24 protein-coding genes and 1 pseudogene are annotated in these 24,911 nt (G+C 27.7%); 24 read left to right on the top strand and 1 reads right to left on the bottom strand.

Going from position 1 to position 24,911, the window contains the following annotated elements; genetic code table 11:
* Window positions 1-154 precede the first annotated feature (154 nt).
* Window positions 155-1,573 (bottom strand): pyruvate kinase, encoded by a 1,419-nt coding sequence (gene pyk, locus NG904_RS14910; protein WP_252214463.1) that lies wholly within the window; start codon window positions 1,571-1,573, stop codon window positions 155-157.
* A 201-nt stretch (window positions 1,574-1,774) separates the two neighbouring features.
* On the opposite strand from pyk, the gene NG904_RS14905 reads away from it, so the two are divergent.
* The 24 genes and pseudogenes from NG904_RS14905 to yhbY all read left to right on the top strand — a co-directional run bounded on the left by NG904_RS14905 (window position 1,775) and on the right by yhbY (window position 24,792).
* Window positions 1,775-3,229, top strand: a complete 1,455-nt coding sequence (locus NG904_RS14905; protein WP_252232459.1) for an aminoacyl-histidine dipeptidase — start codon at window positions 1,775-1,777, stop codon at window positions 3,227-3,229.
* Between the two features lie 329 nt (window positions 3,230-3,558).
* Window positions 3,559-4,071, top strand: a complete 513-nt coding sequence (locus tag NG904_RS14900; RefSeq protein WP_252214470.1) for a GNAT family N-acetyltransferase — start codon at window positions 3,559-3,561, stop codon at window positions 4,069-4,071.
* Window positions 4,072-4,189: 118 nt separating this feature from the next.
* Window positions 4,190-4,849: an SPOR domain-containing protein gene (locus NG904_RS14895; protein WP_252232457.1), complete on the top strand. Its 660-nt coding sequence runs from the start codon at window positions 4,190-4,192 to the stop codon at window positions 4,847-4,849.
* Window positions 4,850-5,081: 232 nt separating this feature from the next.
* Window positions 5,082-5,648 carry a Maf-like protein gene (locus tag NG904_RS14890; RefSeq protein WP_252232455.1) on the top strand — a complete coding sequence of 189 codons (567 nt, stop codon included), beginning with the start codon at window positions 5,082-5,084 and terminating at the stop codon, window positions 5,646-5,648.
* Window positions 5,649-5,691: 43 nt separating this feature from the next.
* On the top strand, window positions 5,692-6,381 hold the full coding sequence (gene radC, locus NG904_RS14885) for a RadC family protein (protein WP_252232453.1): 690 nt from the start codon (window positions 5,692-5,694) through the stop codon (window positions 6,379-6,381).
* 26 nt (window positions 6,382-6,407) lie between these two features.
* Complete coding sequence (locus NG904_RS14880) at window positions 6,408-7,508, top strand: rod shape-determining protein (protein ID WP_252214482.1); 1,101 nt, start codon at window positions 6,408-6,410, stop codon at window positions 7,506-7,508.
* Between the two features lie 3 nt (window positions 7,509-7,511).
* Entirely contained in the window at window positions 7,512-8,357 is an 846-nt protein-coding gene (gene mreC / locus NG904_RS14875) for a rod shape-determining protein MreC (RefSeq protein WP_252232451.1), read from the top strand.
* Window positions 8,358-8,367: 10 nt separating this feature from the next.
* Window positions 8,368-8,859, top strand: a complete 492-nt coding sequence (mreD, locus tag NG904_RS14870; RefSeq protein WP_252214488.1) for a rod shape-determining protein MreD — start codon at window positions 8,368-8,370, stop codon at window positions 8,857-8,859.
* A complete protein-coding gene (locus NG904_RS14865; RefSeq protein WP_252232449.1) occupies window positions 8,856-11,741 on the top strand; it encodes a penicillin-binding transpeptidase domain-containing protein in 2,886 nt (961 codons plus the stop codon). Before mreD ends, NG904_RS14865 begins: the two co-directional genes overlap by 4 nt.
* A 402-nt stretch (window positions 11,742-12,143) precedes the next feature.
* Window positions 12,144-12,785, top strand: a complete 642-nt coding sequence (gene minC / locus NG904_RS14860) for a septum site-determining protein MinC (protein ID WP_252214494.1) — start codon at window positions 12,144-12,146, stop codon at window positions 12,783-12,785.
* A gap of 18 nt (window positions 12,786-12,803) precedes the next feature.
* Window positions 12,804-13,601 (top strand): septum site-determining protein MinD, encoded by a 798-nt coding sequence (gene minD, locus NG904_RS14855; protein WP_252214497.1) that lies wholly within the window; start codon window positions 12,804-12,806, stop codon window positions 13,599-13,601.
* A 12-nt stretch (window positions 13,602-13,613) separates the two neighbouring features.
* The gene (gene minE, locus NG904_RS14850; RefSeq protein WP_252214500.1) at window positions 13,614-13,880 is read left to right on the top strand and encodes a cell division topological specificity factor MinE; all 267 of its coding nucleotides are present in this window, start codon (window positions 13,614-13,616) and stop codon (window positions 13,878-13,880) included.
* 123 nt (window positions 13,881-14,003) lie between these two features.
* The gene (rodA, locus tag NG904_RS14845) at window positions 14,004-15,137 is read left to right on the top strand and encodes a rod shape-determining protein RodA (RefSeq protein WP_252214503.1); all 1,134 of its coding nucleotides are present in this window, start codon (window positions 14,004-14,006) and stop codon (window positions 15,135-15,137) included.
* Between the two features lie 70 nt (window positions 15,138-15,207).
* Window positions 15,208-15,309: pseudogene (locus NG904_RS14840) on the top strand (methylglyoxal synthase); the annotation flags it as partial.
* A gap of 358 nt (window positions 15,310-15,667) precedes the next feature.
* Window positions 15,668-16,465 carry a M23 family metallopeptidase gene (locus NG904_RS14835; protein WP_252214505.1) on the top strand — a complete coding sequence of 266 codons (798 nt, stop codon included), beginning with the start codon at window positions 15,668-15,670 and terminating at the stop codon, window positions 16,463-16,465.
* Between the two features lie 28 nt (window positions 16,466-16,493).
* Entirely contained in the window at window positions 16,494-17,369 is an 876-nt protein-coding gene (locus NG904_RS14830) for a site-2 protease family protein (protein ID WP_252232447.1), read from the top strand.
* Between the two features lie 208 nt (window positions 17,370-17,577).
* On the top strand, window positions 17,578-19,431 hold the full coding sequence (locus tag NG904_RS14825; protein WP_252214511.1) for a TIGR03960 family B12-binding radical SAM protein: 1,854 nt from the start codon (window positions 17,578-17,580) through the stop codon (window positions 19,429-19,431).
* A complete protein-coding gene (locus NG904_RS14820; protein WP_252214514.1) occupies window positions 19,415-20,128 on the top strand; it encodes a TIGR03936 family radical SAM-associated protein in 714 nt (237 codons plus the stop codon). Before NG904_RS14825 ends, NG904_RS14820 begins: the two co-directional genes overlap by 17 nt.
* A 72-nt stretch (window positions 20,129-20,200) precedes the next feature.
* Complete coding sequence (locus NG904_RS14815) at window positions 20,201-21,649, top strand: Rne/Rng family ribonuclease (protein ID WP_252232444.1); 1,449 nt, start codon at window positions 20,201-20,203, stop codon at window positions 21,647-21,649.
* A 194-nt stretch (window positions 21,650-21,843) separates the two neighbouring features.
* Window positions 21,844-22,155: a 50S ribosomal protein L21 gene (gene rplU / locus NG904_RS14810; protein ID WP_252214518.1), complete on the top strand. Its 312-nt coding sequence runs from the start codon at window positions 21,844-21,846 to the stop codon at window positions 22,153-22,155.
* Between the two features lie 4 nt (window positions 22,156-22,159).
* Window positions 22,160-22,546, top strand: a complete 387-nt coding sequence (locus NG904_RS14805; RefSeq protein WP_252214520.1) for a ribosomal-processing cysteine protease Prp — start codon at window positions 22,160-22,162, stop codon at window positions 22,544-22,546.
* A gap of 4 nt (window positions 22,547-22,550) precedes the next feature.
* On the top strand, window positions 22,551-22,850 hold the full coding sequence (rpmA, locus tag NG904_RS14800; protein WP_003372402.1) for a 50S ribosomal protein L27: 300 nt from the start codon (window positions 22,551-22,553) through the stop codon (window positions 22,848-22,850).
* 337 nt (window positions 22,851-23,187) lie between these two features.
* On the top strand, window positions 23,188-24,474 hold the full coding sequence (gene obgE, locus NG904_RS14795; protein ID WP_252232442.1) for a GTPase ObgE: 1,287 nt from the start codon (window positions 23,188-23,190) through the stop codon (window positions 24,472-24,474).
* 21 nt (window positions 24,475-24,495) lie between these two features.
* The gene (yhbY, locus tag NG904_RS14790) at window positions 24,496-24,792 is read left to right on the top strand and encodes a ribosome assembly RNA-binding protein YhbY (RefSeq protein ID WP_252214524.1); all 297 of its coding nucleotides are present in this window, start codon (window positions 24,496-24,498) and stop codon (window positions 24,790-24,792) included.
* Window positions 24,793-24,911: the final 119 nt, after the last annotated feature.

The raw sequence follows: 24,911 nt of genomic DNA, 5'->3' as shown, positions 1-24,911 counted from the left end.
TCATTTTTAGTATTCCTAAGTTCAATTACTCAGTCTACTTTACTTATACATATATTAATACATAGATTAAAATAAGCTGTTTCAAATACAAGGGATATTGTATGTTGAAACAGCTTATTTTAGTTTTAAAGTATTTTAAATTTAAAAATAAATATTATAATTTCTCTATTTTTAACATATTTGTTCCACCAGTTTGAGTTGTTGGCATTCCAGCAGCAACTACAATATCATCACCAGGTAAAGCAAAATTTAATTCAAACACTGATCTTCTAGCTTCCACTAAGATTTCATCAGTAGTATTATACATTTCGCAAAGCATTGGTAATACACCAAAAGTTAAAGCTAAACTTCTTCTTACTTGTTCGTAAGGAGTTATTGCTATAACAGGAGATTTTGGTCTATATCTTGAAATCATAGTAGCTGTAGCACCACTTTTAGTAGCAGCTACTATTGCAGCTGCATTTAATAAATTTGAAGTTCTACAAGCTGTATAACTTATTGCACCAGCATAATCAGTAAGAGATGGTTCTCTTAATCTTGCTGTTAAGTGAGCATAATCTAAATGAGCTTCTGCTTCCTGTGCAATTTCAGACATTGTTGTAGCAGCTTCAATTGGGAAATTTCCAGAAGCACTTTCACCACTTAACATGATAGCATCAGTTCCATCAAATATAGCATTACAAATATCACTTGCTTCAGCTCTAGTTGGTAAAGAGTTTCTAATCATTGAATCAAGCATTTGAGTTGCTGTTACAACGAATTTTCCTGCATCATTACATTTTCTAATTATCATTTTTTGAATTATAGGAACTTTTTGAATTGGAATTTCAACTCCCATATCTCCTCTAGCTACCATTACTGCATCAGTTTGCTCTATTATAGAGTCTATGTTATCTACGCCTTCTTGATTTTCAATTTTAGCTATTACTTTAATATGTTTTCCATTGTTTTCAGAAAGTATTTTCTTTACATCAGCTACATCACTAGCTTTTCTTATAAAAGATGCTGCAATAAAGTCTACACCCATTTCACAACCGAACTTTATATCAGCTATATCTTTTTCTGTTACTGAAGGTAGTCTTATTATTACATTAGGAACATTAACACCTTTGTGATTTTTAATCATTCCACCAACAGTTACAGCACATCTAATAGATTTACCTTCAACAGAAATAACTTTGAATCTTAAAAGACCATCATCAACAAGAATTTCTCCGCCAATTTGTATGTCTTTATAAAGTTCTTCATAAGTAATAGAACATCTTTCTTCATCACCAAGAAGTTCATCTCCGCATATAAAACAGAATTCTTGACCAGTTTTTAATTCTACGCCATCATTTACAAAGTTATGTGTTCTTATCTTAGGTCCTTTTATGTCTAAGACTATTGCAGTAGGAGTTCCCATATCTTCTCTTACTTTTTTAATTAATTCTATCTTCTCTCTGTGTGATTCATAAGTACCATGCGAAAAATTTAATCTTGCAGCATTCATTCCGATTCCTATAAATTTTCTAATAGTCTCCTCATTATCACTTGCAGGTCCAATAGTAAAAATCATTTTAGTTTTTTGCATATAAACACCTCTCCTATAAATTTTAATACCTTTTTGTATTTATGTAATATTAAAGCTCAATAATAAAATTAGCTAAATTCTATAATATTAATTTAGTTTTATGATAAAATTAATAAATAATACAATTTATTTAATTTTAATACTAAGCTCAATTAGTACATATGTTAATTTTATCACATATTTAGGAAGGAAAGAATAATTATGAGAAAATTTCAACAAATTAATTGTGAAAAAGTTTTTTATTACTTTAATGAAATATCTAAAATACCTAGAGGTTCAGGGAATGAGAAGGAAATAAGCGATTATTTATTTAATTTCGGGAAAGACCTAGGATTAGAAGCAATTCAAGATGATGCCTTAAATATAATTATAAAAAAGTCAGCATCACCAGGATATGAAAAATCTCCCAAGGTAATAATACAAGGTCATATGGATATGGTCTGTGAAAAAAATAACGAAAAAGTGCATGATTTTACTAAAGATCCTATAGAATTAGTAGAAAAAGATGGTTTTATTTATGCTAGTGGTACAACACTTGGCGCTGATGATGGTATTGCAGTAGCATATGCAATGGCAATATTAGAAGATAATACATTAGAACATCCAGCAATAGAAGTTTTACTTACAAGTGATGAAGAAGCAGGTATGAGTGGAGCTATGGCTTTAAAATCAGGATGCTTAGATGGAAAAATAGTAATAAATTTAGATTCTGAAGAAGAAGGTAAATTATTAGTAAGTTGTGCTGGAGGGATAAGAACAAAATCTACTTTAGATGTACAATGGGAAAATATTAAAGAAGGCAAAAAAGCTTTCAAAGTTGTAATAAAGGGTTTGAGTGGAGGACATTCAGGATCTGATATACATTTGGGAAGAGGAAATTCTAATAAACTTATAGGAAGAGTATTAAAAAATATACTTAACCAAATGGAGTTGAATTTAGTATCATTAAACGGTGGATCTAAGAATAATGCTATACCAAGAGAAGCAATTGCAGAATTATTAATAGATGCTGATAAGGAAAAAGAATTTTTAAATATAATATCTACATTAAGAGATGAGTTTAAAAATGAATTTAGAGTTAAAGATCCTAATATTCAATTAGAAATAGAAGAATTAAAAGAAAATATAGAAAAAGTATTTTCAAAGGAAAGTACAGAAAATGTAATAAATCTTTTATACTTATATCCTAATGGAATAAATACAGTAAGTTCTGATATTGAAGGTTTAACTGAAAGTTCAACTAACATAGGAGTTCTTACAACAAAAGAAGATCATGTAGAATATGACAGTGCAGTTAGAAGTTCTGTATTTTCTTTAAGAGGAGAAATAGTTTTAAGAATAAAATGTTTAACTGAAATTTTAGGCGGAACTGTGTCTAATACAGCTGGATACCCAGAGTGGCAATATAAAGAAGAATCTAAGATAAGAGAAATTTGTAAAGATGTTTACAAAGAAATGTATAATGAAGAAGCAGAAGTTGTGGCAATTCATGCTGGTGTAGAATGTGGATTATTTAAAGAAAAATTAGGAGACTTAGATATGATAAGTTTTGGACCAGATATATTTGACGCACATACTCCAAATGAACATATGAGTATTTCTTCTGTAGAAAGAGTATGGAGTTATTTATTAGAGGTATTAAAAGAAATAAGATAATAATATATTATAAATTTGATTTTAAATTTATAATATTAGAGGTATGTAATAAGATTATAAAATTTTATTATATACCTTATTTTTGTTAAAACTAAAAGAAGTTCAACTCAGGTATGATGGCTGAGTAAGTTCGAAAAATTAATATACAATATTTATCTATAATGTATATCAACATAGATTTAAAATAGAGCCAAATTTAAAAATAAATTATCATTTCAAATAACGTAACAAATATTTATATTTAATAAAGGATAAATATGGATTAATAAAGAATTATTACTTAATAAGGAATTGATATCTAGAACTAATTGGAAGAGGGGATATATGTATTGGTAGATGTTGAGTTTTATTATGAAGATTTTGAAATAACTAGTGTAAAAAAGAGTGACATAGATAGATTAAATAAATGGATAATTTTAAATGACAAATTCAGTGTTGATTTATTTTCTTTAGACCAACAATTATTTTTCAGAAGATTTTTAGAATATTATTTAACAGAAGAAGAACTATTTTTAAAAATAGAAAAAGATAATGAGATTTATGGTGTGTTTAAAGGCAGATTAGAGTTACAAGAAAAATCAGAGCTATTCATATGGCTATATTTAATAGATTCAAGATTTAGAAACAAAGGGCTTGGAAAAAATATGTTAATAGAAATTTTGCAATATTTTAAGAGTAAATATTGTATAGAGTGTTTCAAAGTTGGTGTAAATTCAAAAAATAAGAGGGCAGTTAAGTTTTGGAATAACTCTGGATTCAATAAATTAAGAATTGCAAAAAACTTTTTTGAAGATAGTAAATATGAAACATCAGATTTACTTATATTAAATAAGATATCGTAAGTAAAATTTATAAAATAAAATACCTAACATAATTCATATAAATGTAAAGTTAACAATAAATATATTATTACAAATATAATTAATATATTTTACATAATTTAATTTTAGGAGGTATTTTATGAAGTATACTAGATATGAATATAAAAAACATGGAAAGATGAAACTTATATTTATAATATTAATAATAGCTTTATTATCAATTTTAATGGGAATGTATTTTAGTAAATTCATATTTAAGGGGAAATTAGATATTAGTTCATTCAATCAACAAGAAAATGTTGTTTCAGATCAAGAGTTTATAGCACTACAATTTGGATATTATTCCAACAAAGACAATGCAGATGCAGCAATGAGAACAATACCTTCTAAATATAATTCTTACATTATTGAAGAAGAAGGTCATTATAGAGTTGTTATAGGATTGTATTCTAAAAAAGATGGTGAAAAACAATTGGAAAATTTAATATCTCAAGGAATAAATGCTGTGAAAATTAATTTTAGTATATCTAAAGAAAATTTAGAACAAAATAAAGTTGCAGAACTTATAAATGCATTTTTAAAGATAAATAGCACATTAGAAGATGAAAATGTAAAAAGTGTAAAAATATCTGATTATAAAACTTGGTGTTTAAATATTACAAAAAAAGAGAACTTGGATACAAATAATAGTTTAAAAGAAATCAGTGATTATATAAATAATTTACCAGATGAATTAAATAAAAATAATGTAAATGAATACTTAAAATACTTTTATGAAAGATTAAAAAATATGCAATAGAATAATTATTACAATAAAATTAAATTTTTATAAAAGTGTTACAAGTTGCTTTAACGTACTTGTTTAAGAACTAGTTAAATGATAAACTATATTGGTGTAGTAAGTGACTGTAGTAAGTCGTCACAATTACTACACCTTATATATTTTAATTATTAAAAATATGTAATATGTCTATAATTATTATAAATAAGAGATATTTATTTGATGATAGTTATTAAAGGGATGTGATTATATGAAAGTAATATTGGCATCTGCGTCACAAAGAAGACAAGAATTACTAATTAGATTATGTGATGATTTTGATATAATGGTTAGTGATTTTGATGAAGAAAAAGTGATTTTTGAAAACTCAGTTGATGAGTATGTTCAAAGTATAGCATTAGGAAAAGCAATGAGCATTAAAGATAAGATAAAAGAAGATGCTATAATAATATCAGCAGATACTATAGTTACATTAGATGATAAGATACTTGGAAAACCTAAAGATGAAGAAGATGCATTCAATATGATTAAATTACTTCAAGGAAGAAGCCATAAGGTATATTCAGGAGTAGTAGTTATTAACACTAAAAAAGATTTAGTATTAAAAGATGGCGTTGCTACAGAGGTTGTTTTTTCAAAGATGAATGACGATGAGATTAGAAAATACATAAAAACCAAGGAACCTTTAGATAAGGCAGGAGCCTATGGAATACAGGGTATAGGTGGAATTTTTGTTAAAGAAATTAGAGGATGTTACTATAATGTTGTAGGACTTCCTTTAAATAAATTGAAAACTATGCTTGAAGAAGCTATATAGTATTAAGGGATGGGGTATCCAAAATATTAAGAGGAGAGTATTTATGGAAAATAGTCTTAAAATTAAGGATATACCTAAAAGTGAAAGACCTAAAGAGAAGTTATTATCCTATGGAGCGGATACTTTAAATAATTCTGAATTATTAGCAATAATACTTAGAACCGGTACTAAAGGTGAAAATGTGCTTCAACTTAGCAATAGGTTATTATCAGAATTTCAAGGGTTAGATGGAATTTTAGAAGCAAGTTTAGATGATATAACATCAATAAAGGGAATAAAAGAAGGCAAAGCTTCTCAAATACTAGCTTTAGCTGAACTTTTTAAAAGATTTAGAACATTTAAATCAGTAGATAGAGATGTAAAAATTATGTGTCCTAATGATTTAGCAATATTAATTAATGGAGAAATGAGTTTATTAAAGCAAGAAATATTAAAGGTAATATTTTTAAATACTAAAAATATTGTTATTGGCACAAAAGATGTATTTAAAGGTAGTCTTAATACATCTATCGTCCATCCGAGAGAAATCTTTAAGGAAGCAATAAATAAAAGTAGTGCAAAAATAATAATAGCTCATAATCATCCATCAGGAGATCCCACACCGAGTAAGGAAGATAAAAATATAACTCTTAGAATAAAAGAGTGTGGTGAAATCATGGGGATTGAATTGCTTGATCATATAATAATTGGGAAAAATAATTTTATAAGCTTAAAAGAAAAAGGATTTGTATAATTGAAAATTGAAAGGGGAAAAATACAATGGCATTTTTTGGATCTGGAAAAGATATGGGAATAGATTTAGGAACAGCAAACACTTTAGTATTTGCAAAAGGAAAAGGAATAGTTTTAAGAGAACCTTCTGTTGTAGCAATGAACAATATAACTAGAAAACCACTAGCAGTAGGTTCAGAAGCTAAACTTATGATAGGAAGAACACCAGGAAATATAGTTGCAATAAGACCTTTAAGAGATGGAGTAATTGCAGACTTTGATGTAGCTCAAACAATGCTAAAGAAATTAATAGAAAAAGTTTCTACTAAAAATGCATTTAAGAGTCCAAGAATAATAGTTTGTTATCCATCAGGAATTACAGAGGTAGAAAAAAGAGCAATCGAAGAAGCTACTAAATTAGCGGGTGCAAGAGACGTTATATTAATGGAAGAACCAATGGCAGCAGCTATCGGAGCAGGATTACCAGTTAGTGAACCAACAGGTAGTATGATAGTAGATATTGGTGGAGGAACAACTGAAGTCGCTATTATATCATTAGGTGGTATAGTAACAAGCAGATCATTAAGAGTTGCTGGAGATGAATTAGATCAAGCAATAATTTCTTATATTAAGAAAGAATTTAATTTAATGATTGGTGAAAGAACATCAGAACAAGTTAAAATGGAAATAGGTTCAGCTCACGTAAGTAAAAAGCTTAATAATTCAGTAAATGTTGAAGCTGCAAGTGAATCTGATGAAGAAAGTGATAAAGTAAGTGAAGTAGTTGAATTTAATAATGATGATAGAACTATGGAAATAAAAGGTAGAGACATGATAAGTGGTTTACCTAAAGTAATAGAAATTACAGAATCTCAAATAAGAGAAGCTTTAAGAGAGCCAGTATGTGCTATTATTGAAGCAATTAAAACAACACTAGAAAAAACACCACCAGAATTAGCAGCAGATATTATGGATAAAGGAATCATGTTAGCTGGTGGAGGAGCTTTATTAAAAGGCTTGGATATTTTAATAAATGAAGAAACAAATATGCCTGTACATATAGCAGAGGCACCTCTTGATTGTGTAGTTTTAGGCGCTGGTAAAGCTCTAGAAGATTTTGATAAGATAAGCAAAGATCAAAGAGGTTAGTAAATGAAATTTCTTAAAAACAAACTGGCAGTAACTATTATAGTGCTGTCAGTTACATTTTTAGGACTTATAGTTTATACAGTCAAGAGAGAGAATAAAACTGTTATTGAAAATGGTGCTAGTAATGCGTTGAAACCAGCTCAAACGCTTATTTATAAGGCTACAAACAGAGTGAAAGAAACTTTAGATTTCTTTTTAAATTTTTCAGGAGTTAAAGATCAAAGTAAAAAGCTAACAGTAGAAAATGAAGAACTTAAAAGTAAACTTATACAATATTCAGATTTAGAAGAAGAGAATAAAAGATTAAGATCAATTGTAAATTTTGCAGAGCAAAATAACAATTACAATTATATAGGATGCGATATAATCGGATATAGCGGTGGAAATTTTTTAGATGGATATATAGTTAATAAGGGCGAAAATGAAGGTATAAAAAAAGGTATGGTTGTTATGGCTGCACAAGGTCTTGTAGGTCAAGTAACATCAGTAGGAAGTAACTGGAGTATAGTTCAATCATTGATCAATGAAAACATAGCTGTAAGCGTTATGGTTGAAAGTACTAGAGAATCAACTGGATACTTAAAAGGATATAAAGATAATAAAAATAGAAATTTAGCTAAGGTATACAATTTACCAATTGATTCAGAAGTAAAAGAGGGTGATGTAATAATTACATCAGGCGTTGGACTGATTTATCCTAAAGAAATTAAAATAGGGGAAGTTACTCATGTTGACGAAGATAAGATAAAAGTTATGAAGAGTGCTGTTGTAAAACCTTATGTAGATTTTAATAAGCTAGAAGAATTATTTATTGTATCTCCTAAAGACACAAGAGAAATAAAATATTAGGGGTTTTAGTATGGAAAAATTAATAGTTATTTTAATATCTATAGGATTAGCTATATTGGATAATTCTTTAATTCCGTTCTTTTCTATACATGGGGTATATCCGAGCATATTACTTACTTTTGCTATTGCATACTCACTTGTATATGGAAGAGAAAAGGCAGTCTTTATAGGATCGGTAAGTGGAATACTACAGGATTTATTTTTCTTTAATGTTTTTGGAATAAATTCTATATTAAATTTATTATTATGTCTTTTTGCAAGTATAATTGGTGAAAATATATTTAAAACTAAAAAGTTAATTCCCATAATTTCTATGTTTTTAATAACTGTTTTAAAATATATGGGAATATTTATAATATGCTATTTTTTAAGAATAGATATGGAACTATTCAAAGGTATAGGAATGGCATTATACAATTCTATAATTATGTTTTTTGTATATAAGCTAATTATGAAAATTCCAGATGAGGAATATAAAAAAAGACCATGGAGGTTTAAATGATAGTAAATAAGCCAACAAAGAAAAAGAAAATTTCAAGGTATACTATTTTGGGTATAATAATGTTTATTATCTTTGGAGCTATTACTATAAAGCTTATATATCTTCAAGTGTTAAATTATGATAATTATAAAGAAAGAGCTAATGCCAATTCGACAAGATTCGTATCGGAAAAAGCACCAAGAGGAAAGATATATGATCAAAGTGGTAATTTATTAGCTACTAATATACAAACATATACTCTTACATATACTAAAACTACAGATGCAGATAAAGTGTTTTATTCAACTATGAAAGAACTTTTTAAAGTATTAGAAGAAAATGGAGAAAAATTTCAAGATACTTTAAATTTAAAATTAAATGATAATAATGAAATTTACTTCGAGTATAAAACATCAGATGCAGAATCAAGAAAATATGAAGAAATTAGGTTTAAAAGAGATAGAGGTTTAAATGATGAACTTCACAAAACTCTTTTCAAGGATGTAGAAGAACTTGATGACAATCAAAATCAAAAAATAAATGAAGAATTAGTTAAGATAAGTCCAGAAGATACTTTTTATTATTTAGTCAAGGCTTATAATTTAATTAAGTGTGTTGATCCGAGTCCTAATAAGGAACAAAGTGCAGTATATAGTAAAATGAGCGGAAAAGAAATAACAGATATATTATTACAAAATGGATATTCATTAAGGGATATTAGAAACTTTATTGTAATAAAAGATGCTATAAAAATGCAAAGTTTTAAAGGTTATAAAGCTGTAACAATAGCAAGTAATATAAAAAAAGATACTGCTTTTATAGTTTATCAAAAGCTTAGTTCATTGCCAGGAATAGATGTTAATTTAGAGCCTGTAAGATATTATCCTAATCAAGAATTAGCATCTTCGGCTTTAGGTTATGTGTCATCTATTGATAGTTCACAAAGTGATAAGTATGAATTAAGAGGATATGATGTATCATCAGATTTAATAGGTAAATCTGGTATAGAGTCAGCATTTGAGGAACAATTAAAGGGTGTTAAAGGTGGAAAAACAGTAAAGGTAAATTCTCAAGGTAGAGTTACAGAAGAACTGTTTAAACTTCAATCTTATCCAGGAAATGATGTTCATCTTACAATAGATAGTGAAATTCAATATGCAGCAGAGCATGCTTTTGCAGATGGTATAAAGAATATAAGAGAGAATGACTATGATAGTGATGGATCAAGATATTCTAATGCAACAAGAGGTGCTTTAATTGCAGTAGATGTCAATAGTGGTAAGATTTTATCTTTAGTTAGTTATCCAAACTATAATCCTAATGTATTTACAATACCAGGAACGGTAAGTGAAGAAGAAACCAAGGAATATTTTTCACCAGATTATGAAGCTTTTGCAAATCAATTAATACAAAATAAGGGATTAAGTAAAAGTGTTAATCAATTATTTCCAGAAGATGCGAATGGGTATAGAGAAGATGTTAATGATTTATATCCAAAACCATTTTATAATTATGCAACAATGGGAAAAATCCCGCCAGGATCAACATTTAAAGTATTAACATCAATTGCTGCTCTTGAAGAAGGAGCAGTTACTCCAAGTGAAACAATAGTAGATATGGGGGTATTTAAAGAGCATCCTGAAACATTTGGACCGGCATTTGACCCAAAATGTTTAATTTATCAGACTAGTGGTGCTACTCATGGACCTACAGATGTAGCTAAGGCAATACAGGTATCTTGTAACTATTATTTCTATGAAGTTGCTTATAGAATGTATATGTTAAATGGTAAAGGAATTGAAGGATTAAATTCTATAGCAAAATATGCATGGGAATTTGGATTAGGAATTCCACCTGATTCTAAGGAAAAAGCTACAACAGGGATAGAGATAGAAGAAAATTTTGGTCAAACATATAATTTTGAATCATTTAAAAATCAATCAGTATATTATGCTAAATACGAATTAGTAGATTATTTGGAAAAAGGAGATTATAAGGGAGCAGAAAGAAATTTTGTTCCGTTTGATATAGGATTTTCAGAAGATGATACTGAAAAAATAAAAGAAGCTAAAAAGTCTATAAAAGATAAGGTTGAGGAAAGATTAAAAAAAGTTGAACCAGGAAAGGGCATTGAAGAAACGGAAGATGAGTTTTCTAAGAGTATAAAACCTTATGTAAAAACAATAGTAGATAATTCAGATAAATATAAACAAAGCGTGGCTAAGTGGGAAAGTGAAGGTAAAAAATTTAATGCAGATGAGCAAGTTGCTGCAGTTACTAGAATAATTACTAGATTTGCAGTTAATGACAAACCGGCAGAAATAACGTCACCAGCTCAAATAGTATATGCTGCAATAGGTCAAGGTATAAATTTATATACACCTATGCAATTAGCATCATATGTTTCAACTGTAGCAAATGGTGGAACTAGATATAAACTTCATTTAGTAGATAAAATTACTGATAATGATGGAAATGTAGTTCAAGAATTTGGTTCAGAAGTTTTAAATAAAGTAGAAATGAAAAGTGATACAATAAATGCTGTTAGAAACGGTATGTCAAGTGTTAATGAAGCGGAAGGTGGTACTGCTTCCGCTACATTTAGAAATTTCCCTATACCAACAGCAGGTAAAACAGGTACTGCAGATTTTAGAGAGAATCAAAAGGAAATAGGTAGATCACCTTATGCAACATATATAAGTTTTGCTCCATCTGATAATCCTAAAATAGCAGTAGTTGCAGTTGTATTTGATGGAGGACATGGTGGAGAGATAGCTCCAGCAGTTAAAGCTGTTTATGAAGCATATTTTAAAGATCAATTAATTGGAACTAATTATGCATCGCAATCAGAATCATTTAAAAAATATGTATTAGAAAATCCTTTTAATACAACTAAACCATAAATAAATGAAGCGACTGTTACTCAAAACTAATATATAGAAAAATAATAAAAAGTTATCTTAAACGAATTTAAGTTTAAGATAACTTTTTTATTTACGAATAGAAAATTATAAGAAGTTTTTTAAACTTTCAAAAAGTCACTTTTTAACAAGCAGTTTTAAGTGTTAAAGCCAAATTAATATGTACAAAAATAATATAATAATGTTATAATTTAAACTAGGTTGTAATATCAAAAATGAGTATTAATTTTATATTTAATATATACATAATTTATCCTAATATATCATTGCTAATATTATTTAATGTAATAATATTTTAGTTAATGCTATGTTTAAGAAGTGATGAACTAGATAGTTAAATCTTGTTGCTTTACATAAATAATAATCACTTGATTGGAGGTAGCAATGCATAAGGATGGTGTTTTAATAAAGGGAAACAGGGAAGGTATAAATGCGACAATTGATATGGAGAAATTCGAGAGCTTTGAAGACATGTTAAATATGTTAATAAAAAAGTTATCAAAAGGTAAGCATTTTTACAAAGGTACAACCTTAATTCTTAATGTGAATTTAAGTTTGATAAAAAAAAATGATATTCAAAAACTTAAAGAATCCCTTTTAAATGAAATAGAATTAAACGAAATTATTTTTGAACAATTAGAGCAAGAAAGTAATATACAAACGAAAATATTTAATGGGGTATATGAAGGAAAAACTAAATTTATAAGACGTACTGTAAGAAGTGGTCAATGTTTGACTTACCCAGGTAATATTGTAATTATAGGAGATGTTAATAGCGGAGCAGAAGTTCATGCAGGTGGCAATATAATCGTTTTAGGATCACTAAAAGGAAGCGTAAATGCAGGGAATACAGGGAATAAAAAATCTATTATTGCTGCTTTTTTACTAGAACCAGAAATATTAAAAATAGCAGATGTAATAACTATTTCACCAGATGGATTAGAAAAACCTAAGTATCCAGAAATAGCAAAAGTGAAGGACGGAACCATTATAGTTGAACCATATTTAGCAAATAAATATATATAATATCGGAGGAGAATGTAAATGGGAGAATCTATTGTAGTAACTTCAGGTAAGGGTGGAGTTGGAAAAACAACTACAACAGCAAATATAGGTACTGCATTAGCTGCACTTGGTAAAAGAGTTGTAGTTATTGATGGAGATACAGGACTTAGAAATTTAGATGTATTGTTAGGATTAGAAAATAGAATAGTATATACATTAGTTGATGTGTTAGAGGGAAGATGTAGGTTAAAACAAGCACTTATAAAAGATAAAAGATTTCAAAATATGTGTTTACTTCCAACTGCCCAAACTAAAGATAAAGACGATATAAGCCCACAAGAAATGCTTAGAATAGTAAATGAATTAAAGGAAGAATTTGATTATGTTATTATAGACTCACCAGCGGGAATAGAACAAGGATTTGAAAACGCTGTTATTGGTGCAGATAGTGCTGTTATTGTTGTAAATCCAGAAATAACATCAGTTAGAGATGCAGATAGAGTTATAGGAAAATTAGATGCTAAAGGTCTAGAAGATCATAAGTTAATAATAAATAGACTTAATTATGAAATGACTAAAAATGGAGATATGCTTGACATAAGTGATATTATAGAAACTTTATCAGTTGAACTTTTAGGAGTTGTTCCTGATGACAAAAACATAACTGTTTCTACTAATAAGGGAGAACCAATAGTATTAGAGGAACAATCATATTCAGGACAAGCATTTAGAAATATAGCTAAAAGAATTACAGGAGAAAAAGTTGATATAATGAATTTACAACAAGAATCAACTGGTTTCTTTACATCATTAAAAAGATTATTTAAACGTAAGTAAGGAGGGTCTTAAATGGGATTTTTTAAGGGGTTGAGCAGTAGACCAACACCTAAGCAAGTTGCAAAGGATAGATTAAAGCTTATACTTATACATGATAGAGGGGAAATTCCTACAGATACTTTAGAAAAAATAAGAAAAGAAATACTTGCGGTAATATCTAAATATATAGAAATTCAAGTAGATGATGTTGAAATATCTGTAAATAAGAGTGAAGATATGGAAGGTGAAAATACTTCTGCATTAATTGCAAGTATTCCTATTAAAAGTATAAGAAGATAAAGCTTATAATAAAATATTAATATTTTATTATGATTTGTTGAATTAATAGCTTTTTATAGAGAAAAATAAGATAATATATATATATAATTTTATTATAAATCTCTATATATTCGAGGTGAGGAATTGCTTAAAAACTTCAAAATTGACTTAAGATTAATAAAAGAAATTGATAAAACTGTATTAATTTCTACAGTGCTTTTAGTGCTATATGGTATTTTAAACATTTATATGTGTACTAAAGGAGAATATGGTTTTGCTTTTGCAAAACAACAATTTTTTTGGCTTGTTTTATCTATAATTGCACTGTATTTTTTTGTTGCTATAGATTATACAATAATATTAAATTATGTTCCAATATTTTATTGGGGATCTGTAATACTGCTTTTAGCTGCTAAGATTCCGGGAATTGGAGTAGTAGTTAATGGTGCAAGGGGATGGATTAGAGTTGGAGGCTTTCAATTACAACCAGCTGAACTTGCAAAACTAGGAATTATACTTATGCTGGCTAAAAAGTTAGATGAGATGGATGGAGAAATAAATAATCTTAAAAGTTTCTTTATACTTGTCTTTTATGCATTGGTACCAGTTATATTTATTGTAACTCAACCTGATATGGGAATGACTATGGTTTGCTTTTTTATAGTTCTTGGTATATTTTATATAGCAGGACTTGATATGAAAGTAATAGGTGGTGGGTTGTTAAGCTTAGTACTATTAATAGTTATAGTTTGGAATTCAGGACTTATTCAATCATATCAAAAGCAAAGATTTACAGCGTTTTTAAATCCTGAAGCAGCAGATGCTACATCTGGATATCACTTAACACAGTCATTAATAGGAATAGGATCAGGCGGAATACTTGGAAGTAGGCCATCATTAAAAATTGATGGAACAACAGGATATTCAGCTCAGAATGTTCCAGAAGTTCAAACAGATTTTATATTTGCAGCAATAGCTGAACAATGGGGGCTTATTGGAGCTATAGTATTATTAACCTTATATGGATTTTTAATATATAAGATGATTTCTATTGCAAGAACATCAAAAGATATTTTTGGATCTATTATATGTGTTGGAATAATTTCATACTTCTTGTTTGCAATATTTCAAAATATAGGTATGACAATTGGATTATTACCTATAACAGGAATAACATTACCATTAATAAGTTATGGTGGAAGTTCACTTTTAACAACTATTATGTCTATAGCTTTAGTATTGAATATAGGTATGAGAAGAAAGAAAATATATTTTTAGATAAAAGATAAAAGCTAGATTAAATGGTTTAGAATAGGGAGTGGGATATATGAGAATAGCATTAATAGCACATGAACCAGATGTATCAGCATTGCTTAGGGTATGCGATGTACATAATATACCGGTTGTTACCAACTTAGGTACAGCAGATTTAATAATTAAACAATTTTAATAAAGGGTATTAATCTTCATGTTAGAAGGTTATATAGAAGCAGGTGATATTAATGTATCATCTGTTTTTTTTTAGAGTTCTTAAAGTAAATTCCTCTGTCCATGAGCTTTATACTACAATATCAACACTGTTTTAAAACATAGCCTAATAAAATAGAACCAAAAAGCATGTACTGTAATAAAATAATAGTATTTTTTTTATTTAGTAGTGAAATATTTCATAATATACGTTTTCCGTAAATATAATTTAATAAGGCATTATATTATACCTAGTATTAAAGAAATAACTAGAATTAATAATCTTTAATTCTAGTTATTTCTCTAATATAAAATTTAAATCATCAATAGTGGAGGGAAATATGAGTAACTATAGAAGTCAATATGAAAGATACTACAAGAATATATTGAATCAAAAAAGAGGTATCAATACTAGAAAATCAATTAATCCTTATAATAAAAGATTAAGTTATGCTAATGATTATACAAATTTAAAAAAGAAACCTAGATTTATTAACAAGTTATTATTTCAATGTGTATTTTCTGTAATATTATTTGCTATAATATTTTCTTTGAAAATTACGCCAATACAAAAAACTAGAGACATATATACATTATCAAAACAATATCTAACTCAAGACTTTAGCAAAGATATTAATTATTCTTATGTTATTAGTGTTATTAATAAAATAAAGAGTACTGATTTAAAGGATAAAGCTGTAGATTGTATGAATTTACTTAAAGAAAAAACAAATAAAGTTGAAAAGACTAGCATTAAAGCCAAAATAAAAGATAATTATTGCTTGCCAGTTTTGGCTTCGTACATGAAATTGCAAGGTGATATTAAAGGGGTTTTCCTTGAAGGTAAAGAAGGAGAACAAGTTATTTGTAGTATGGATGGAACTGTTGTTAAAGCTGCAACTGATGATGGAGGACAAAATATATTAATAAATCATGGTAATGGAATTCAAACATACTATGGAATGATTAAAAATTCTGATATTAAAGAAGGGGATGAAATAAAAAAAGGAGAGTATTTAGGAGATTGCAATAAAATATCTAATACTGAAAAAACAGGAGTAATATTTAAGTTTATTTATATGGGAAAGGAACAAGATCCAACTGAATATTTAGATTTTTCTAATTTGAAAAATGTATAATGCAATATCAATGACGTAGGAGTTGAACATGAAAAAATGGTATAGTATTTTTATTATAGAAATTTTAATAATATTTGCTATCTTAGATTTTAAGAGTACACTATTTATAAGTTTTTTTTGGATTATAGCACATGAATGTATTCATATATTGGTTGCTAAAAAGTTTGGTTGTAAATTTTATAATATAAAATTAAATTTATCAGGAACATATGCAGAACTAAGTGATGTTGATGAATTATCAGAAAAGAAAAAGCTTATTTTATATTTATCTGGTCCTGCATTTAATATTTTTATGGTTGTATTTTTATTTTTTATTCAGGAATATGTAGATTCTAATTTTATAAAAAGAAGTATAGATATTAACTTGAGTTTGGGAATATTTAATCTTTTACCAGCATATCCATTGGATGGTTCAAGAATATATGAAATATTGCTATCAAAAAAGTTTTTATATAAGGAATCTAAAAAAATCACAGGAATTTTTAGTTTTATTGTTTCTAGCATATTTTTTATATTATTTATTATAATGATATTTTTACATAAAATAAATATAAGTCTATTTTTAGCTGCTATACTGATGACATATGCTACAATTAGAGAGAAAGAGAAGACAATGTATATAATTATGAGTGATATGATTAAAAAATCAAGAAAATTAGAAAAGTATGATTATATAGAAAATAAAAGTATCTCGGTATATTATAAAAAGGGCTTAGTCAATGTACTAACATTAGTAGATAAAAATAAATTTAATACATTTTATGTTATTGATGATGATATGCAATTACTTAAAATAATTCATGAAGATGAATTGTTAAGAGCTTTAAAGGAGTATGGAAATATAACTTTAGAAGAGTATGTGAAAAAGAACATTAAAAATTTATATGAAAATAATAAAATGTAATTTAGGTATTGTATGAAGTATTGGCAATAATAACGCTGTTTCAAATATACTATAATTGTGTTAGAATAGGGTTATCAAAAAATAAGAAGTATACTTGTTATACTTCTTATTTTAATGTAGAAGATTACAAAAGTTTAAAAATATAACGTCCGAATGAAATAGAAAGAACAATCATATTTTATGATTTTTAAGGAGGAAATTTTTTAGAATGAACAAAATTTCAGATGATATTTTATTTAAGGTTGAAAAGCCGTGTAGATATACTGGTGGAGAATTAAACCAAGTTATTAAAGAACCAAAAGAAGTTGACATAAGATTTGCATTTTGTTTTCCAGATGTTTATGAGGTTGGAATGTCTCATTTAGGAAGTAGAATACTTTATCATACAATAAATAAAAGAAATGATACATATTGCGAAAGAACATTTGCACCATGGCCAGATATGGAAGAACAATTAAGAAAAAATAATATTCCATTGTTTACGTTAGAAACTCAAGATTCATTAGGTGAATTTGATATATTAGGATTCACATTACAATATGAAATGAGTTATACAAATATATTAAATATGCTTGATATGTCAGGAATAACTATTAGAGCATCAAAAAGAGGCGAAGATGAGCCAATAGTTATGGCTGGTGGTCCTTGTGCGTATAATCCAGAACCTTTATATGACATAGTAGATTTCTTTGAAATTGGTGAAGGCGAAGAAATGATGGATGACGTTTTAGAAGTATATAAAAAATACAAGGGTAAGGGTAAGAAAAAGGAATTCTTAAGAGAAATATCAAAAATTCAAGGTATTTATGTACCTTCATTATATGATGTTACTTATAAGGAAGATGGAACAATAAAAGAATTTAAACCTAAATATGATGATGTTCCAAAAGTTGTTACAAAGAGAATTATAAATAATTATACAGATGTTGATTTTCCAGAGAACATCATAGTTCCTTATACAGAAGTAGTGCATGATAGAGTAGTATTAGAAACATTTAGGGGATGTACTAATGGATGTAGATTCTGCCAAGCAGGAATGATTTATAGGCCAGTTAGAGAAAAGAAAAGAGAAGATTTAGTAAAGCAAGCTAGAGAATTAGTTAAAAATACAGGATATCAAGAAATTTCATTATCTTCATTAAGTACTTGTGATTATTCTGAAATAGAAAAATTAATAAAAGATTTAATGGAAGAACATGAGCCAAATAAGGTTGGAATAGCGCTGCCGTCAATAAGAGTGGATGCTTTTTCAGTTGATTTAATAAAGGAAATTCAAAAAGTTAGAAAAACAGGTTTAACTTTTGCGCCAGAAGCAGGATCTCAAAGAATGAGAGATATAATAAATAAAGGGTTAACTGAAGAAAGAATATTAGACGCAGCCAAGAGTGCATTTCAATCAGGGTGGAGTAAATTAAAGCTTTACTTTATGATTGGATTACCATATGAGAATATAGAGGATTGTGCTGCTATTGGAGAATTAGCTGAAAAAATAGTTGCAAAATATTATGAAATTCCTAAAGGTGTTAGAAATAAAGGACTTAGAGTTACAGTGAGTACTTCAATATTGGTACCTAAGCCATTTACACCATTCCAATGGAGTGCTATGGAAAGAATGGAAATTGTAAATAAAAAGATAAATGCTGTAAAAGATTCAATAAAAACTAGAGCTATAAATTATAATTATCATGAGCAAAAAACATCATTTATGGAATCATTATTTGCTAGAGGCGACAGAAGATTATGTGATGTTTTAATAAAAGCTTTTGAAAAAGGTGCTAAATTTGATGGATGGTCAGAGTATTTTAAATATGATGCATGGATGGAATCACTAGAAGAATGTAATGTAGATGGAGAATTCTATGTATATAGAGAAAGAGAATATTCAGAAATATTACCTTGGGACTTCATTAATATTGGAGTAAATAGAAAATATTTAGAAATAGAAAATGAAAAAGCTAAAAGAGAAGAATTAACACAAAACTGTAGAAAAGGATGTACAGGATGTGGTGTTAATGTGAACTTTAAGGAAGGGGAATGTTTCGAAGGTGCGATACTTAATTAAATATACTAAAGAAGCAAATGTAAAATTTATTTCTCATCTGGATTTAATGAGGACTATACAAAAAAATATTAGAAGAGCTGAGCTTCCAATGGAGTATTCAAAAGGGTTTAATCCACATATGACTATGTCCATAGCTCAACCACTAGCTGTTGGTGTGTATTCTGATGGAGAATACATGGATCTAGTATTTGCAGAGGAAATGAATGAAAAAGAAATTATAGATAGATTAAATTCAGTATCTTCAAGTGGAATAAAATTTAAAGAGGCAACTAAAATTCCATATGTAGAGGGGGAAAAGAAAGTTCCTCAGGGGATGGCATTAATTGATGCAGCGAGATATACAGCAAAAGTTCCTTATGAAAATACAGAAAATCTTGAAAATGAAGTTAATGAACTTTTAAATAAAAACCAGTGGAAGACAATAAAAAAGAGCAAAAAAGGTGAAAAAGAAGTAGATATAAAAACAATGATTAGAGAATTTAAATTTTGGATAAAAGATGATTATCTAGTTATAAATATGGTTATTAATTCAGGTAGTAGAGAGCATTTAGCACCTGAATTGGTAGTTAAATATATACAAGAAAGAACTTCTAATGTTAAAACAGAATCTTTTGTAGATATAAAAAGAGAAGAAATGTATTTCTTAAAAGGTGAAAGATTATTACCATTATATAAAGCATTAGAATTTAATAAATAGTAATTATAGACTATGTTTTAAAACAGTGTTGATATTTAATAATAAAGCTAATTCATTTAGGATGTGAGTGTATTGAAAGAGATTTTTATTGAAAGAAAAGAATCTTTATTAAGAATTGGTATAAGAGAAAATGAAAAGTTAGTAGAGAGTATAGTAGAAGAGAATAAAAATGAACCGATAATAGGAGAAATATATAAGGCAAGAGTAAAAAAAATACTTCCTGCTATTAATTCAATTTTTGTAGATTTAGGATTAAACAAAGAAGGATATTTATATTATAGTGAAGAGCTAAAAAGTACTGGCATAAAAAAAGGTGAAGATATACTTGTTGAAGTTGTAAAAGAGCCAATAAATGATAAAGGTGCTAAGCTTACTACTAAAGTTAGTATACCTGGTAAATATGCAGTATTAAATTGTTATGACAAAGGAATTCATTTTTCAAAGAGAATAGTTGATGAAGAAAAGAAAAAAGAAATCTTAGAAAATTTACAAGAGTTAAATGATGTAGGAATAACAATTAGAACAGAAGCAATAAATGCAGACAGTGAAACTTTAAAAAATGAAATTAATAGACTGTATAATGAATTTCTTAATATAAATAAAAGTTTAAAGTACTCTACTGAAGTTAAGAAAATTTATGGCGAAGATTTGAGCTTATTTAGAATTTTAAGAAATACAATTGGACAGAATCCTGTGAAAATATATGCAGATAATAAAGAAGATTTTGAAAAGATTGAAGATTTTAGTAAAGGTGAAAGTAATGTAGTATTAGAATTGTATTCTGGTATGAGAAATATCTTTGATTTTTATGGACTTGAAAAAGAGCTTTTAAAGTTAAGACATAATAAAGTCAATCTTCCATGTGGTGGTTATATAGTTATTGATAAAACAGAAGCAATGTATGTTATTGATGTTAATAGTGGGAAAAACATAAAAGGAAGAAGTTTTGATAAAACTATTTTAGAAACTAATTTAGAAGCAGCAAAAGAAATTGGAAATCAAGTAAAAGTTAGAAACCTAAGTGGAATAATTGTTATAGATTTTATAGATATGAGAGATAAATCTCAAAAAAATATTGTTATGAGAGAATTAGAAGAAAGTTTTTCATCAGACAAGGGCAATACTAAGATATTTAAATTTACAGAATTAGACTTAGTTCAAATATCAAGAAGAAGACAAGGAAAAAGTATTTATGAGTATATGGAAGAAAATTGCATGACTTGTAATGGACATGGAAGGATTTTGAAATTGTCTTATATTCAAGACCTTATAAAAAATGAAATTTTAAGAATAAAAGAAGATAATACAATAAGTTCTTTTTATATTGAAATTGACAATGTTTATAAAGAGAGAATAAAAGGTGATTTATTTAATTTTCTAAAAGAAATAGATTGCCTTGATAAAGAGATATATTTAAATTATATTGAAAATATGGAAGGGTTTAAGATAGAACCTTTAATTTTTCAAAGTCAAAAAGTTAATTTAGAGAAATACAAAATAACACAATTTGACACTATATAAGATGAAAAATATATTATAATGAGCAAAAAACACAAAATATATTAAATTTACATTACAAAATAGCAAATTTTAATTTACAAAAAATTAATAATGTGATAAAATGGCTTTTGTAGACCGCACACGTAAGGTTTTAATGAACAAAGTTAAATCTTTGTACCAAAAGTGGCGAGACCGTTAAATGAGGAGGTGTTTTAATGTACGCAGTATTAGCAACAGGAGGAAAACAATACAGAGTTCAAGAAGGAGACGTAATATACGTTGAAAAACTTAACGCTGAAGTGGATTCTACAGTTGAATTAACAGAGGTTTTAGCAGTAGCTAACGATGAAGGTATCAAAGTTGGTGCACCAGTAGTTGAAGGTGCTAAAGTTACAGCTAAGGTTTTAGCTCAAGGAAAGCAAAAGAAGGTTATAGTTTTCAAATATAAGGCTAAAAAAGACTATAGAAGAAAAAATGGTCATAGACAACCTTATACTAAGTTAGTAATCGAAAAGATAGAAGCTTAATATCATGATTAAAGTAGGAATTAATTATAAAGACAGTAGTATTATTGGATTTGTAATAAACAATCATGCCTTATGTGGAGATAGAGACTTTAGAAATGATGTTTCTTTAGTTGGCGAGACATTTGATATGATATGTAATTCTGTTTCAGTCTTATCACAAAGCGTTATTATAGGTTTGGACGAAGTATTAAAACTTAATTCTACTTATGAAATAAGTGATGGATATTTAAAGTTAGATCTTAATGATTTTAACGAAAAAGAAATAGAACAAGCACAGGTTTTACTACAAACTTTTGAAAAAAGCTTAGAAAGTTTAATTTTAAGTTTAGATGAAATGTTTGGAAGTAAGAAACGTAAAGAATATATAACTTTATTGAAAGAGGAGGTGTAGCCTTATGTTAATTATGAACCTTCAATTATTCGCTCATAAAAAAGGAGTGGGTAGTTCTAAGAATGGTAGAGACTCTGAATCTAAAAGATTAGGAGTTAAATCTACAGATGGAGAATTTGTTCTTGCTGGAAATATTATAGTAAGACAAAGAGGAACTAAGATTCACCCAGGAAACAACGTTGGTAGAGGTAAAGATGATACTTTATTCGCAAAAATCGACGGAGTTGTTAAATTCGAAAGAGTGGGTAAAGATAAGAAAAAAGCTAGTGTTTACCCAGTAGACGTTGAAGCAATAGCTGAATAATTATTTTTTGAAATAAAGCACCCAACAGGGTGCTTTTTAAGTTATATTGAATTATTAATATAATATTGATATTACTTTGAAAAAATAACATTAAAATAAATTAATAGTTTTATTGAGTTGAAAAATATTAATAGAACTTTGGTAATTAAACATCATTTTAGATTATTTATGATTAAATTATTATATAATTAGTTAAATTAATTATAAGGGATTTTTAATGTGTTATAATAAAGTGTGATTTTTGAAGACATAATAATTAGTAAAATAAGAATTTAATCATAATTGAGTTTAAAGATATTCTATTTAGGAAAAGAATTTAATTAAGAAGGGTGATAGCATGTTTATAGATAAAGCCAAAGTATTCATAAAATCAGGAAAAGGCGGAGATGGAGCCATTTCATTTAGAAGAGAAAAGTATGTACCACTTGGAGGTCCAAATGGTGGAGATGGTGGAGATGGTGGAGACATAATACTTAGAGTTGACACTGGAATAACTACTCTATTAGATTTCAAATATAAAAAGAAATTTATTGCAGAAGATGGTGAGAATGGCGGAACATCTAAATGTTATGGTAGAGCTGGTCAAGATCTTATTATAAAAGTTCCAATGGGAACAATAATAAGAGAAGAAGAAAGTAATAAAGTAATAGTAGACTTATCTAAAAAGGGTCAAGAATTTGTACTTGTAAGAGGCGGAAGAGGCGGTAAAGGTAATACTAAATTTGCTACTGCAACTAGGCAAGCACCACATTATGCTGAACCAGGAATGCCAGGTGAAGAATTATCAATAGTTTTAGAATTAAAATTATTAGCTGATGTTGGATTATTAGGATTCCCTAATGTAGGTAAATCAACTTTATTATCAATGACAACTAAAGCTACTCCAAAGATAGCAAATTATCATTTTACTACTTTAAAGCCTAACTTAGGTGTTGTAGCAATAGATGGTATAGAACCATTTGTTATGGCGGATATCCCAGGTATAATAGAAGGTGCTGCAGAAGGTGTAGGATTAGGAATACAATTCTTAAAGCACATAGAAAGAACAAGATTATTAGTTCATATAGTTGATATTTCTGGAATAGAAGGAAGAGAACCTTTTGAAGATTTCGTTAAGATCAACGAGGAACTAAAAAAATATTCAGTTAAACTATGGGATAGACCACAAATCGTAGTAGCAAATAAATCAGATTTACTTTATGATGATGAAGTTTTTGAAGAGTTTGAAAAAAAAGTTAAAGAACTTGGATTTGCTAAAGTTTATAAGATGTCAGCAGCTACAAGAGAGGGTGTTGATGAAGTAATAAAAGAAGCAGCAAGAATGCTTAAAGAAATTCCTGTTAAGGAATTAGAAATATCAGAAGATGAAATGTATATACCAGAAGAAAAGAGATTTACATATGCTATAGATGTTGAAAAAGATGAAGAATACAATACTTATGTTATTTCTGGAACTTTTGTAGATAGGTTATTAAGTGCTGTAAATATACATGATGCAGATTCATTAAGATATTTCCATAAAGTATTAAAAAATAAAGGCGTAATGAATGAATTAAGAGAAATGGGTATAGAAGACGGAGATGTTGTTAGATTAAATGATTTCGAATTTGAATACTTATTATAATAGAATTTTGGAGGAAAATGAATGTTAACTGGAAAACAAAGAGCTTACTTAAGAGGATTAGGTAGTAATATATCTCCGATATTTCAAGTAGGCAAAAATGGGATAGAAGAAAACTTTTTAACTCAAGTTGCTCAAGCTTTAGAAAAAAGAGAACTTATTAAAATAAAAGTTTTAGAAAATAGTGGTTTAGACACTAGAGAAACTTCAGATTTAATATGTAAGGCTTTAAGATGCGAAGGCGTTCAAGCAATAGGAAATAAGATGGTACTATATAAGAAATCTAAAAATAAACCTAAAATAGAAATACCAACTAAATAATTAGGTAAAAAATAAAACCCTTTGTTATAAGGGTTTTATTTTTTTACTTTTAGGCTATGTTTTAAAACAGTGTTGATATATGCATAAGCGAAGTGGGCGGAGTAATTGAACTTAAGAAC

Origin of the sequence: Clostridium sp. ZBS15 (genome assembly GCF_023845705.1) — a bacterium.
GTDB classification, from domain to species: domain Bacteria; phylum Bacillota; class Clostridia; order Clostridiales; family Clostridiaceae; genus Clostridium; species Clostridium aquiflavi.
Note: the sequence above shows the minus strand (reverse complement) of the source record. Positions and strands in the feature narration are given on the sequence as shown.